Below are 13,581 nucleotides of genomic sequence, written 5' to 3'. Positions count from 1 at the left end.
CACCGGCGAGAGCCCGGCCTTCGCCGGGATGACGATCCGTGTCAAACCCCGCTCAACGCCGCTTCGGTCGGCGCGATCGCCGCCGGGGTGCCGACGTCGAACCATTGCCCCATGTGCGACAGGCCATAGAGCCGCCCCGCCGCGATCGCGCGGTCCCACAATATGTTGGTCGAAAAGGCCCCCTCGGGCGCGTCTTCGAGCAGGCGGCGCGAGACGAGCTGGATGCCGGTATAGACGAAGGGCGCGATATGCCCCGGCTTGCGCCGCGACAATTTGCCCGCCGGGTCCATATGGAAATCCCCCTTGCCGCCGTGCCCCGTCGCGCTCGCCTGCCGGATGACGAGCAGCAGCGCGTCCATCTTCGCATCATCCCAATGACGCGCGAGATGGGTGATGCTGTCCTGCGGCCCGTCGGTCCAGATATTGTCGCTGTTGACGATCAGGATCGGGTCGCCCGTCAGCAGCGGCAGCGCCTTGACCATCCCGCCGCCGGTTTCGAGCAACTGGCCGCGCTCGTCGGACACCGCGATGGTAAACGTCCGCCGCTGCGCCGCGAGATGCGCTTCGAGCGCGTCGGCGAGATAATGGACGTTGACGACGACATGGCCGATCCCCGCCGCCTCGATCCGGTCGAGGCTATGGTCGATCAGCGCCTTGCCCGCGACGCGCACCAGCGGCTTGGGTCGTGTCGCGGTCAGCGGACGCATCCGCTTGCCGATCCCGGCCCCCATCACCATCGCGCTCTCGATCTTGGCCGTCATGTCCAGGCCTCCGCTCGCTTCGAGAGCGGCACATTGGCGTCGAACCAGGCCCGGACGGGGGCCAGCGCGGGGTGCGCGAGATCGCGTTCGAGCAGCCCCCACATGCGCGGCTGGAACCGGCGATAGCCCGCCTTGCCGTCGCGCTTCCACAACCGGACGAAGACCCCGAGGATGCGCGTGTTGCGCTGCGCCGCGAGCGCCCAATAGGCGGCGTCGATATCCTGCCCCGTCGCTTCCCGATACCGCGCGAGCATCGCCGTCTCGACCGCCGGGCTCACATCGCGCCGCGCATCCTCGAGCACCGAGGCCAGGTCATAGGCGGGATGGCCGATCAGCGCGTCCTGGAAATCGAGCAGGCCATAATGGGCGATACCGTCCTTGCCGCGCACGAGCATGATATTTTCAGCATGGAAATCGCGCAGCACCGTGACGCGCGGCAGACCGTCAGCCTCGACCGGCGCCAGCGCCCGCTCCCACGCGGCGCGGAACCCATCGCGGTCGACCTCGATATCGAGCGCCGGGCAATACCAGTCGGTAAACAGCATCACCTCGTCGAGCCATTGCTCGAGCCCATGCACGGGCAACCCGGCCATCGCCGGGCGCGCGTGGAGGTGGACGAGCAGGTCGGTCACCCCGGCATAATAGTCCGCTTCGGCCTGCGGCGCGTCGTCGACCGTTTCGCGCAGCCGCACGTCGCCGAAATCCTCGATGAGGAGCAGGCCCCGCTCCAGATCGCGCGCAAGGATCGTCGGCGCGTTCAGTCCTTGTGCGCACAGATATTCGGCGATCGCGATGAACGGGCGCGGATCTTCGTGCGGCGGCGGCGCGTCCATCAGCACCGCCTGGCGGCCCTTGCCGATGACGCGGAAATAGCGGCGGAAGGACGCGTCCCCCGCCAGCGGCAAAATCTGGGCGTCGCCCCAGCCATGCGCGGTCAGAAAGGCCGGGGCATGGGCGGGCGGAATCATCGGAGCGGCCATCGCGCTTCCCAAGCCGCCGGCACTTCGGCTGTCAAGACGCGGGCATCGCCCTCACCCGAAATGTGGAGGCTCAGCGCCTCCGGCCAACCCTGCGCACCCAGCCGTTCGGGCCATTCGATCAGCAACGCGCCGTCGAAAAGATAATCGTCGAGCCCGAGTTCGATCAACTCCTCCTCGGCCTCGATCCGGTAGAGGTCGACATGCGCGATGGCGAGATCGACCTCGGGCGGCGCATAGGGCTGGACGATCGCGAAGGTCGGGCTCGGCGCCTCGCCCGCAAGCCCGCGCGCCGTCAGCATCGCCCGCGCCAGCGTCGTCTTGCCCGCACCGAGATCGCCCGACAGCAGCACGACATCGCCCGGCGCCAGCACCGCCCCGATCGCGGCGCCGATGCGGGCGGCTTCGTCGAGGGTGTAGGGATGGCGGGATCGCATGGATGCCGTCAGGTCCGCGGAGATTCTTGTTCACGCGGAGACGCGGAGACGCGGAGGGAAAAGCTCGGGCCGCCAGGCCCATTATCGTCACAAACGGGGCGTCTGGACGCGCGGTTAAATAAGAAGGGCCGCTTCGCGGCAGACACGACATCTCCGCGTCTCCGCGTCTCCGCGTGAATTCCTTTATTCTTCTCTGCGATCTCTGCGCCTCTGCGCGAATCCTTTCGTCGCACAGCCGCTATCTCCCCCGCGGCAAGCTGACGCGGACCAGCGTGCCCTGCCCCTTTTCGCTCATCACTTCCATCGTCCCGCCGTGCGCGGCGACGAGTTGGCGGGCGAGGGCGAGGCCGATGCCGCCGCTTTGCGTCCCCGTCTGCGTCCCCTTGGTCACCGCGGCGACCGTGTCGGGCATCCCCGGACCATTGTCCGAGATGATGATCTCGACGCGCTCGGCGTCCCCCTCGGCATGGAGCAGCACCCGGCCGCCGCTGCGCTTTACGGGTGCGGTGAAGCGGATCGCATTGTCGAGCAGCCCGGCGACGACCCGCGACAGCCGCGGCGCGTCGCCCTCGATCGACCCGAGCCCCTCGGCAAGCTGGCCCGCGAGTTCGATCTTCTCGCCCTTGGCAAAATCCTTTGCGTCGGCGAGCGCGGATTCGAGCAGCGCGCGGACATCGACGGGCGCCCGCTCGACCGCGAGCGTCCCCGCTTCGCCCTGCGCAAGGTCGAGCACATTGTCGATCTGGCGCCCCAGCACCCCGACCGAATCCATGATCGCATCGACATAGGATTTCGCCGAGGGCGGCAGTTCCCCCGCATAGCCCGCCTGGAGCATCTCGCCAAAGCCGCCGATCGAGGTCAGCGGCGTGCGCAATTCATAGCTCATCCGCGACAGGAAAGCGGTCTTGACCTTGTCGGCGGCCTCCAGCGCTTCGTTGCGCTCGCGCAGCGCGCCCTCCATCTTCCGGCTCGCGGTGATGTCGAGCATGATGAGCAGCGCATTGCCGTCGGGCAGCGGGATCGAGGCAAAATCGAAATGGCGCCCGTCGGCGAAGCGAATCTCGCCCGCGCGCTGCGTGCGTTCGAGCGTCGCGGCGCGGATCACTTCCTGGACGATGCTGATCTGGTTCGGCTTCGCCAGCCGGTCGGCCAGCCCTCCCATCAGCGCATCGACACGCGGGTGCGCCGCGAGCCTGTGCTCCTCGACGTTCCACAGGCGGCGGAAACGCTGGTTCCACAAGTGCAGGCGGCCATCGGGCGCGAACACCGCGATCGCCTCGAACAGATTGTCGAAGGTCGCGGTGCGCACGCGCAGCAGCGTGTCGCGCGCGCCCGCCAATTGCACCTGCTCGGTCCGGTCCTCGGCGATCAGCAACAGGCCGCCGTCGGGGGTCGGCTGGGCAACGACGCGCAGGTGCATGCCGTCGCGCAGCAGCCAATCCTCCTCGCTCGCTTCGGCGCGCGCGAACCAGTCGACATGCGCCTGCCGCCATTCGGGATAGTCGCGCACTTCGGGCGTCCGCCCGCCCTCGCGCCAGGCGTCGAGCAGCCGCGCAAAGGGCGGCGTCTCGGCGACCTGATCGGCCTCGAGCGCGAACAGCCGCCGGAACGGCTGGTTCGCAAAGACGAGCGTCTGGTCGGGGGCGAATTGCGCGACCGCCGCCGACAGCCGGTCGAGCAGTTCGCGCTGGGTATCGACGAAGCGCCGGTGCGCCCCGCGCTCGCTTTCGAGTTCCTGGATGTCGATCGCATAGCCCGCGATGCCGATCATGCGCCCGCCGTCGGGCGCCAGCGGCACATCGACGACGCGCATGATCCGCCGCTCGCCCTCGATGGTGACGGGCACGGTGCGCTGCTGCGCCGATCCGGCATCGCGCGCCGCCTCGGCCGCGTCGGTCGCGCTTACCCCCGCGACGGGTTCGCACAATTCGGTGCCGTCGTCGATCACCGCCGCCGCGCTCTTCGCCTCGACCGCGCGGACATAGGCGGTGTTGACGAGCGCGAGGCGCAGGTCGGGTTCGCGGAACCACATCGGAAAGGGCGCCGCCTCGATCAATCCCGACAGCGCCGCGAACGCCGCCATCGCTTCTTCGCGTTCGCGGCGCGCCTGCGCCAGCGACTGCTGCCCGTCGGTCGCGTCGCTGATCCACAGCAACACGCTGCCCGGCCCGCCGACCGCCTGCGGCGCGGCGGCGCCGTGAAAGACGATCGTCCGGTTGCCGCCGAGCGGCCGCAGGCTGAGCATGAAGGGCTTGGCGCCGCGCTGCGCGCCGAGGATCGCCTGGCGAAGCTGCTCATGCTCGGGCTGGCCCAGCCCCGCGTCGAGCCCACGCAGCTCGTCGAAATTGCGCGGGCCGCGGTCGAGCCCCAGCCACAGGCCAAGCCGCTCGCTCGCCTCGACCCGCCAGTCGGCGCGCACGACGACGGGAAGCTGCGGCGACGCTTCGATCAGGCTGGCGAGCCGATCGGTCTGCCCCGCGACAAAAGCCGACCGCCGCTGCATCGCAACCCCGCGCCCGACCGCCCACAAACCGGCGAGCAACCACAGCGCCGCGAACAGGCCGAGCGCGAAGGGGGCTCCGTTGCCCAGTTCCACGGCTATCGGGCCGATCGGGGTGAAGAATAAGGACGGTTGTCGCGGCGCATCCTGCTGCACCTATCGACTGTCTTGCGGCGTTTCAATCGTCTGGCATCGGTTCCGCAAGCGTCGCGCGACGAAACGCACGACAAGGACGGCGGCACACTCGACTACCCCCAAATGAAAAGGCCCGCCAACAAGGGCGGGCCTTTCCTGCGTCCATGCTTCGATCAGAAGCTGGCGGTAGCACCGACGCGGAAATAGCGACCAAGCACCCCACGGAAGTAGGTGATCGTCCCGCCGCCGATCGGCGACGGATAAGGCGGACGCGCATCGAACAGATTGTCGACCACGAAGCGCAGCTGGAAATTATCCTGAACTTTGAAAGTCATCGACGCATTGATGAAGACAACGTCGCCGACGCTGTTCGGCGTGCGGAAATCGGGGTCTTCATTCACATCATATTTCGCTTTGCCGAAATATGATGCCGAAATGAGTGCGCCAAAGTCTTTGTTGACATAGTTCAGAGACGCCAGCGCTTTATGCTGCGACAGACCTATTTCGCCCGCTGTATTTGTGGCGGCTCCCGCACCAGCACGGTTCGACAGCGTGTCGAGATACTGGTAGTTTACCGACAGGTTCATGCGGCTGTCTGCGCCGAGGAAGGGTGTGTCAAACGTATAGTCGACATTCGCCAGAATTCCCTTGTAACGCAGCTCAGCCTGGTTCGCATAACCTGTCTGGATGAACGACAGCTGCCCATCATCGTCACGCTGAATCTGATCACAGAAGCGATTGTTGGGATAATCCGTCGAGTCATAGCACGCGCTCAGCACCTGCCCGGCGGTAAAGTCGGTGATGACGTCCTTCACCTTGATGTCGATATAATCGACCGATGCGTTGAAGCGGCGCAGGAAGGTGGGCTGGAACAGCGCACCGATCGTCCAGCTATTCGATTTTTCGGCTGTGAGGGTCGAATCGCCTGCAACCGCGCCCGGGAAGGAGCGCTGCGCCGACAGTGAGCCGAAGGTGTCAGGATCGATACCGGCAGCAATACAGTTCGCACGTCGCGTCGCCGGATCAGGGCCATTCTTCACCTGATTCTTGTCACAAGGGTCGGTCGCGAAACCGAAATAGCTCTGAGCGGGATTGATCGCCTCGGTAATAGACGGCGAGCGGATTGCGCGAGTGAAGTTTCCACGGATCGTAAGATCTTCGACCGGCTTCCAGCGCCCACCGAGCGTCCAGGTCAGGTCAGCGCCAGAGAAATTGTGATCGACGTAGCGTGCTGCGCCCTTGAATTCGAGCGCGTGGATCAGCGGAATATTCTGGTCGGGACCGACCAGATCGGCACGCATCTCCCCGAAGACTTCGTCGGTGTTGAAATTCCCATAGCTGCCGATGATCGGCACCGTCTGACCATAGGGACTCGGGTCATTCGTCGGATCGCCATCGCCGTTTTCATCGACATCAGGCGTATTGTCCGGTCCGCCGAGGAAGAAGGCGCCGGGGTCGAATTTCTGGCTTTCGTAGCGATGTTCGTATCCGACTGCGAAAGCGAGATCGCCACCCGGCAGCGAGGCGACGGGCCCCGCGAGCGATGCGGTGACCGTCCACTGCTGGTTCAATGCTACAGGGGTGGCGATACCAGTCACATAGTCGCGCGCAGCCTGCGATGCCTGATTCAGACCAAAGGGATTGAGCGGCGCGCAGGTCGAACTGATCGTCGGCGCGCTGCTTTCTGGGTGACCTGGGCGGCAGATGATGTTGCCGTTGGCGGGGCCGCCATTGTACACCCCCTCGTCGACCGCATCGAGCGCATTGAACAGATTCTGCGTGGCAAGCGCGGTATTGCGGGCCTTGGTCTTGGCCCGACCATAGACGCCGACGACTTCCCAGTTGATCGAACGACCGTTGAAGTCGAAATCACCATCGAGACCGAGCACGCCGCGGATCACCTCTGACTTGCCGACACTTTGACCCGAAACGAGATCGGTGTTGGCGCGGCCGAGATAGAAATAATCCTGCGATCCTCCAAAGAAATTCTGATCGCTGAACGGGTTATTGTTGATGGAATCGATAATTGCTGCCCTCGTCTCATCGCTGAGATACGGGTTATCGATGCTCATAATGAAGTTTCCGGCGGGCGCTCCATCGGCGTCGAATATACCGGAATTATATTCGGGCTGATCGCGCAGGTTAGTGCCCTTGCTACGGCTATACCAACCCTCAGCAAAAACGCGAATATTGTCGGTTAACTGGTATTCAGCCATCGAAAGCGCGTTGATGCGCTCGATCTTGGACAAAAGATTGGACAGCGGAATGAGGCTAAAGCCATTGCCGCCCGAAAAATCGATATTCAGATCGCCGGGAAGGCCGGTGGGAGTTCCATACATAATCGGAATCAGGTTGCCATTGGCGTCAAACTTTTGATCAAGTCCACCGATCTGAACCGTACCATCCACTTGCTCCGGGTAGCCGAAATAATTGACCGCCTGCGTGTCAGTAATCGGAAAACCCAGAAGACTGCCTACCAACGGAATGCCGGTTTCCGCAATGGAGGGGATGCGACGGTCACGAAAAATACGCCGCGTGTAACGATCCGCAGGATCATTGGTATCCGCAAAGAAATCACCGCTCGACGTCAATTTTCGGTCAGTGTAAAGTAGGCCGCCCGCCTTGTTATATTCGCCCGAGATCACGAAGTTCCCGCGGCCATCCCCGAAGTTGAAGCCTGCGAGGCCCCGCACACGATATTCCTCAGCATCGCCGCGCGACGAAAGGCCGTACTGCCCGTCGATCTCGAAACCTTCGTAATCGCGCTTCATGATCACGTTGACAGTTCCGGCGATCGCGTCGGAGCCATAGATCGGCGCACCGCCGACCGCGATGGTTTCGACACGATCGATCAACTTGGTCGGAATGATGTTGAGGTCGACCTGGCTACCGCCCGATCCCGTGGGACCGAAAATCGACGAGGTGTTCGAGCCGACAAAGCGCCGGCCGTTGACGAGCGTCAGTGTACGCTGCGAGCCAAGGCTGAAGAAGTCGACGAAGTTCTGCCCCGGACCGAAAGACGACTGGGCACCGACAGGCGACGCACCCGGAACGCCGAAAGCCGGCTGCTCACTGAGCGCCTGGCCCAGCGTCGTGAAACCGCGATCTTCGATGCTTTGCGAGCCGACGACAATGACGGGTTCGACGGTGTCGTAATTGGGCCGCGCGATACGCGAACCGGTGACGATGATCGTTTCGTCGGAATTCTTCGAGTCGACGCTCTCCTGCGGCGCGACGCTGTCCTGTTCCTGCGCAAGCGCGGCGCCCGATGCGGACAGTGCAATAAAGGAAACGCACGCGCCAAGCGCGGCCCTTGCAAACAACTTCATCATGTAACTCCCCGGTTTTCAGAGGGAGGCAAAGCTCCCCATAAGGCCTGACCTTAATGGGGGCTTTTCAGAATTCCATAAAAATCTCACCAACATGTCACATGTGGATGCGATGTGTTGCACCAAAGCCACGTCTTCATAAGGGACGCGCTCAATACCGATAATGGTCGGGCTTGAACGGGCCTTCGACCGGTACCCCGATATAGTCGGCCTGCTTCTGGCTCAGCTTGCTCAATTGCACGCCGAGCTTGTCGAGGTGCAGCGCCGCGACCTTTTCGTCGAGATGCTTGGGCAGGACATAGACGTCGTTCTTATACTGCTCGCTGCGCGTCCACAGTTCGATCTGCGCGAGCGTCTGGTTGGTGAAGCTCGCCGACATCACGAAGCTCGGGTGGCCCGTCGCGTTGCCGAGATTGACCAGGCGGCCCTTCGACAGGATGATGATCTGCTTGCCGTCGGGGAATTCGACCAGGTCGACCTGCGGCTTCACTTCGGTCCACTTGTAATTGGCGAGCGCCGCGATCTGGATCTCGCTGTCGAAATGGCCGATGTTGCAGACGATCGCCATATTCTTCATGCCCGCCATATGCTCGGCGGTGATGACGTCGGCGTTGCCCGTCGCGGTGACGAAGATGTCCGAACGCTTGACCGCCTCGTCCATCGTCACGACCTCGAAGCCCTCCATCGCCGCCTGCAGCGCGCAGATCGGGTCGATTTCGGTGACCAGCACGCGCGCGCCGCCGTTGCGGAGCGACTGCGCCGAGCCCTTACCGACGTCGCCGAAGCCGGCGACGGTGGCGACCTTGCCCGCGAGCATCACGTCGGTGCCGCGGCGGATCGCGTCGACGAGCGATTCCTTGCAGCCATAAAGATTGTCGAACTTCGACTTGGTGACGCTGTCGTTGACGTTGATCGCGGGGAAGGGCAACTCGCCCTTCTTGGCGATGTGGTACAGGCGGTGGACGCCGGTCGTCGTTTCCTCCGACACGCCCTTGATCGCCTTGACCGTCTTGGTCAGGTAACCGGGGTTCGCCGCGACGAACGCCTTCAGCGCGCGCTGCATCTCGATCTCTTCCTCATTCTCGGGCGCAGGCATCGTCTGCCCGGCTTCGAGCTTGGCGCCCCACAGCGCGAACATCGTCGCATCGCCGCCGTCGTCGAGGATCAGATTGCACGTCGTGCCATCGTCGACGCCCCAGTCGAAGATGCGGCCGACATAATCCCAATAATCGGCGAGGCTTTCGCCCTTGATCGCGAACACCGGCACCCCCGACGCGGCGATCGCGGCGGCGGCATGGTCCTGGGTCGAGAAGATATTGCACGTCGCCCAGCGCACCTCGGCGCCGAGCGCGGTCAGCGTCTCGATCAGCACCGCGGTCTGGATCGTCATGTGCAGCGACCCGACGATGCGCGCGCCCTTCAGCGGCTGCGACGCCCCGAACTCTTCGCGCAGCGCCATCAGGCCCGGCATTTCGGTTTCGGCGATGTTGATTTCCTTGCGCCCGAAATCGGCAAGCCCGATGTCGGCGATCACATAGTCACGGGTGTCGGCGGCGAGAGTAGCCACGAATAGTCTCCAGTCTGGCGAAGTCGACCGCAGGCGAGCGGCCACGAAATTTGCCCGGCGCCCTAGCCGAAAGCGCCGCTTCGATCAAATATAAACTTTTCTTTATATCCTCAAGGCCCGCGCCGTCCGCGGTCGCGCTTTCGGCACGACTCGGCCGCCGCGAACCGGGGCGGCGCGAAAATAATTTTCGGCGGCCGCAATTGTGACAATCACCCGCGCGGCTTTGTGACACGGAGTCGCCGCGCCCAAGATTCTGATAATCGTGCCTTATAATACGCCTTGGCGATAAGCCTAATCGACCTTTGTGACACCCATGTTACAACCCTCCGGAAATATTGACTTTTCGTCGCATGAGACGGAAAATCGTCCAAAGTTTTCGGGGAGATAGAGATCATGAAAAAAATCCTGCCGCTGGTCCTCGCCGCCGCTGTCGCGGGCTTGCTCGCGAGCCCTGCCGCGGCGCAATCGATCGTCGTCAGCGGCGCCGACGCGGGCGATTTGTCGCCGCTGTCGGTCGCCTATGAGGAATTGCAGGCCGGTCGCAACGCCGCCGCGCTCGACGAACTGACGCACAGCCCGATCGATGCGCGCGATCCGTCGCGGCTGATCAACCTCGGCACCGCTTACGCCCGCCTTGGGCAGGCCGCCGACGCCGCCACCGCCTATGAGGCCGCGATCGCCAGCCCGATCCGCTACGACGTCGAATTGGCGAGCGGAACCTATATGGATTCGCGCTGGGCCGCGCGCACCGCGCTCGCCAACCTCAACAGGGGCAAACCGCTGCTCGCGCTGGCGCGGTAGGGAAAAGCGTCGCCCCCGACTTCGCGGGGGCGACGTTTAGCACTTACGCTTCGCCGCCTTCGGTGGTCAGCAAGCGCGCGTCCACGCCCGCTTCGGCGAACGCCGCCTGCCAGCGATTGGTCGGCGGCGTTTCAAAGAGCAGGGCGTCGCTGCCGGGGGTGACATGCCAGCCGTGGCGGACCATTTCCTCCTCGAGCTGCCCCGGCGACCAGCCGGCATAGCCGAGCGCGACCAGCCAGCGCGCGGGACCGCGGCCTTCGCCGATCGCGCGCAATATGTCGTGCGAGCTCGACACCATCCAGCGATCGGCAACCTGCACCGCGCCTTCGCCGCCCCAGTCGCGGCTGTGGATGACGAAACCGCGCGACGGCTCGACCGGCCCGCCAAGGAAAACCGGCTGGTCGAGCGGCCCGTCATGCCCGATCTCGAGCTGGTCGAGCACCGCGCCGACGGTCATGCCGTCGATCGGGTCGGCGATCCCGATTCCCATCGCGCCTTCCTCGTCATGGCTGATCATCGCGATCACCGCATGCGCGAAGCGAGGATCGCCGATCCCCGGCAGCGCGAGCAGCAACTGGCCGGTGAAGAAGGGCGGGGCGGAGTCCATGGCGCCATCATGCCGCGCCGTCGCCGCGCGGTCCAGCGGATAGGTTCGCATGGTAGCGGGAATGATCTATTCGCGCGCAGAGCCAATGGGTTCGCGCGGAGACGCGGAGGCGCGGAGAAAGAAGATGGGCCGGCAGGCCCCCGACTATAATCCATGGTTCGGCCGGGCGCGGCGCGGGACTGGGAAAGCCGCTTCGCGGCAGGCACCATGTCTCCGCGCCTCCGCGTGAACCCCGTTCTTCCCAGCGGCCTCTGCACGCCCTGCGCGCGTGATTATTCCCGTCCTCGACCCGCCCACGCCTTGACTCGCGGCGGTCGCGCTCCAATGTCGGCCGCGACCCCTCCAAACGAAAGGATGCCAAGATGACGATCCAGACCGGCGACAAGCTGCCCGACGCGACCTTTGTGAAGGTTACCGAAAACGGACCCGAACAGGTGACCACCGCCGATTATTTCAAGGGCCGCAAGGTCGCGCTCTTCTCGGTTCCCGGCGCCTTCACCCCGACCTGCTCGGCCAAGCATCTGCCGGGCTTCGTCGACAAGGCCGATGAGCTCAAGGCCAAGGGCGTCGATGAAATCGTCTGCACCGCGGTCAACGACGCCTTCGTCATGGGCGCATGGAGCAAGGGCGCGAACGCCACCGACAGCGTCACCATGCTCGCCGACGGCAACGGCGCCTTCGCCGACGCGGTCGGGCTGACGATGGACGGCACCGCCTTTGGCATGGGCAAGCGCGGCCAGCGTTTTTCGATGATCGTCAACGACGGCGTCGTCGAACAGCTCAATGTCGAAGCGCCGGGCGAATTCCGCGTGTCGAGCGCGGATCATATGCTCGAACAGCTTTGAATGGCATGATCCTCCCCGTCGCGTAGCGATGGGGAGGATCGTTCCCGCCCCTTCCCTTTTGTCACAATTTCGTGCAACAGCGTCGCGATGACATCCGTATCATCGAACACATCCGACATCACCGACCCCGCCGCTCTCGTCGATGCGATCATCGCCGAGCTTCAGGACAAGTTCCGCGCGTCGGTTTCCACTCTCAAATCGGCCATCGCGGCCTATGTCCACGACCGCACGCTGCCCCCGGCCGACGCCGCCGCGACCGGCCTGTTCGACTATCCGGCGATCCGCCTGACCACCACCGGCGAACAGCGCGAGGGGCAAAAGGGGCATAATCTTTCCTTCGGCCGTTTCGAACGCGGCGGCGTCTTCGTCACCACCGTGACGCGCCCCGACCTGTTCGCCGATTATCTGCGCGACCAGCTCCTGCTGCTCGCGCGCCATTATGACATCACGCTCGAGGTGACACGCACCGGGCAGCAGATCCCCTTCCCCTATGTGCTCGACGCGAGCGACGGGTCCGACATGGGCGGGGTCACGCCGCTCGAACTCGCGCGCCATTTCCCGACCACCGAACTCGCCGACATCGGCGACGAACTGGCCGACGGACTGTTCGGCGCCGACCCCGCCAAGCCGCAGCCGCTGGCGCTGTTCGACGCGCTGCGCACCGACTTCAGCCTCGCGCGGCTGCGCCATTACACCGGCACCGCGCCCGAGCATTTTCAGCGCTATATATTGTTCACCAACTATCACCGCTATGTCGACGAATTCGTCGTCTGGGCGGCGTCGCAGGTCGGCCAGGGCCGCTATACCGCGCTCGCCGGCGCCGCGGGGCTTTATGTCGATCAGCCCGGCGTCAACGCCAGCGCGCTCGTCGCCGACAGCGCGTGGCGGCGGCACCAGATGCCCGCCTATCATTTGATCGCCCCCGACGGCGTGGGCATCACCTTGGTCAACATCGGGGTCGGCCCCGCAAACGCCAAGACGATCTGCGACCATCTCGCGGTCTTGCGGCCCGAGGCGTGGCTGATGATCGGCCATTGCGGGGGCCTGCGTCCCAGCCAGCGGATCGGCGACTATGTCCTCGCCCACGCTTATCTTCGCGACGACCATATCCTCGACGCGGTCCTGCCCCCCGAAATCCCCATACCCGCGATCGCCGAGGTTCAGCTCGCGCTCGCCAGCGCGGCCGAGGCGGTGTCGGGGGCCAGCGGCGCCGACCTCAAGAAACGGATGCGCACCGGCACCGTCGTCACCACCGACGACCGCAATTGGGAATTGCGCTACACCGACAGCGCGCTGCGCTTTTCGCAGTCGCGCGCGATCGGCATCGACATGGAGAGCGCCACCATCGCCGCGCAGGGTTATCGCTTCCGCGTCCCCTATGGCACGCTGCTCTGCGTCAGCGACAAGCCACTCCACGGCGAACTCAAGCTGCCCGGACAGGCGAACCGCTTCTACGAGGAAGCCATCGCCGCCCACCTCCAGATCGGCATCCGCGCCTGCGAGACGATGCGCGACGAGGGCGCCAAGCTCCACAGCCGCAAACTCCGCGCGTTCAACGAGCCGCCGTTCCGGTGAACGGCGCGGCAACGAACCGCCGTTCCGTTGAGCGGCGGAGGCAATGA

General features: G+C 64.6%; 10 protein-coding genes. 3 read left to right on the top strand and 7 right to left on the bottom strand.

What is annotated here, in order from left to right; translation table 11 throughout:
• Positions 1-41 precede the first annotated feature (41 nt).
• The 6 genes from CVO77_RS14195 to ahcY form a co-directional block, all read right to left on the bottom strand.
• Entirely contained in the window at positions 42-761 is a 720-nt protein-coding gene (locus CVO77_RS14195; protein ID WP_105999595.1) for a nucleotidyltransferase family protein, read from the bottom strand.
• A complete protein-coding gene (locus CVO77_RS14190; protein WP_106000848.1) occupies positions 758-1,729 on the bottom strand; it encodes an aminoglycoside phosphotransferase family protein in 972 nt (323 codons plus the stop codon). The genes CVO77_RS14195 and CVO77_RS14190 overlap by 4 nt, the downstream gene beginning before the upstream one ends.
• Positions 1,726-2,175 (bottom strand): tRNA (adenosine(37)-N6)-threonylcarbamoyltransferase complex ATPase subunit type 1 TsaE, encoded by a 450-nt coding sequence (tsaE, locus tag CVO77_RS14185; RefSeq protein ID WP_105999594.1) that lies wholly within the window; start codon positions 2,173-2,175, stop codon positions 1,726-1,728. The genes CVO77_RS14190 and tsaE overlap by 4 nt, the downstream gene beginning before the upstream one ends.
• Positions 2,176-2,413: 238 nt before the next feature.
• On the bottom strand, positions 2,414-4,771 hold the full coding sequence (locus CVO77_RS14180) for a sensor histidine kinase (protein ID WP_242445949.1): 2,358 nt from the start codon (positions 4,769-4,771) through the stop codon (positions 2,414-2,416).
• Between the two features lie 212 nt (positions 4,772-4,983).
• Positions 4,984-8,139: a TonB-dependent receptor domain-containing protein gene (locus CVO77_RS14175; RefSeq protein WP_158258073.1), complete on the bottom strand. Its 3,156-nt coding sequence runs from the start codon at positions 8,137-8,139 to the stop codon at positions 4,984-4,986.
• Between the two features lie 151 nt (positions 8,140-8,290).
• Positions 8,291-9,706: an adenosylhomocysteinase gene (gene ahcY / locus CVO77_RS14170; RefSeq protein WP_105999592.1), complete on the bottom strand. Its 1,416-nt coding sequence runs from the start codon at positions 9,704-9,706 to the stop codon at positions 8,291-8,293.
• Positions 9,707-10,099: 393 nt separating this feature from the next.
• Between ahcY and CVO77_RS14165 the strand changes: the two genes are divergently transcribed.
• Positions 10,100-10,507 carry a hypothetical protein gene (locus tag CVO77_RS14165; protein WP_105999591.1) on the top strand — a complete coding sequence of 136 codons (408 nt, stop codon included), beginning with the start codon at positions 10,100-10,102 and terminating at the stop codon, positions 10,505-10,507.
• A gap of 43 nt (positions 10,508-10,550) precedes the next feature.
• Here CVO77_RS14165 and CVO77_RS14160 read toward each other — a convergent pair whose 3' ends face one another.
• On the bottom strand, positions 10,551-11,165 hold the full coding sequence (locus CVO77_RS14160) for a YqgE/AlgH family protein (protein ID WP_420822515.1): 615 nt from the start codon (positions 11,163-11,165) through the stop codon (positions 10,551-10,553).
• Between the two features lie 311 nt (positions 11,166-11,476).
• Between CVO77_RS14160 and CVO77_RS14155 the strand changes: the two genes are divergently transcribed.
• Complete coding sequence (locus CVO77_RS14155) at positions 11,477-11,959, top strand: peroxiredoxin (protein ID WP_105999590.1); 483 nt, start codon at positions 11,477-11,479, stop codon at positions 11,957-11,959.
• An 87-nt stretch (positions 11,960-12,046) separates the two neighbouring features.
• On the top strand, positions 12,047-13,534 hold the full coding sequence (locus CVO77_RS14150; RefSeq protein WP_105999589.1) for an AMP nucleosidase: 1,488 nt from the start codon (positions 12,047-12,049) through the stop codon (positions 13,532-13,534).
• Positions 13,535-13,581: the final 47 nt, after the last annotated feature.

Source organism: Sphingopyxis lindanitolerans, assembly GCF_002993885.1.
In the GTDB taxonomy this organism is placed as follows: domain Bacteria; phylum Pseudomonadota; class Alphaproteobacteria; order Sphingomonadales; family Sphingomonadaceae; genus Sphingopyxis; species Sphingopyxis lindanitolerans.
This window is presented reverse-complemented; position numbering and strand designations above follow the sequence as displayed.

Bases quoted from the DNA above. Each gene is read 5' to 3' on its own strand.
- CVO77_RS14195 (WP_105999595.1), bottom strand. From the start codon at position 761: ATGACGGCCAAGATCGAGAGCGCGATGGTGATGGGGGCCGGGATCGGC.
- CVO77_RS14190 (WP_106000848.1), bottom strand. From the start codon at position 1,729: ATGATTCCGCCCGCCCATGCCCCGGCCTTTCTGACCGCGCATGGCTGG.
- tsaE (WP_105999594.1), bottom strand. From the start codon at position 2,175: ATGCGATCCCGCCATCCCTACACCCTCGACGAAGCCGCCCGCATCGGC.
- CVO77_RS14175 (WP_158258073.1), bottom strand. From the start codon at position 8,139: ATGAAGTTGTTTGCAAGGGCCGCGCTTGGCGCGTGCGTTTCCTTTATT.
- CVO77_RS14165 (WP_105999591.1), top strand. From the start codon at position 10,100: ATGAAAAAAATCCTGCCGCTGGTCCTCGCCGCCGCTGTCGCGGGCTTG.
- CVO77_RS14160 (WP_420822515.1), bottom strand. From the start codon at position 11,165: ATGCGAACCTATCCGCTGGACCGCGCGGCGACGGCGCGGCATGATGGC.
- CVO77_RS14155 (WP_105999590.1), top strand. From the start codon at position 11,477: ATGACGATCCAGACCGGCGACAAGCTGCCCGACGCGACCTTTGTGAAG.
- CVO77_RS14150 (WP_105999589.1), top strand. From the start codon at position 12,047: ATGACATCCGTATCATCGAACACATCCGACATCACCGACCCCGCCGCT.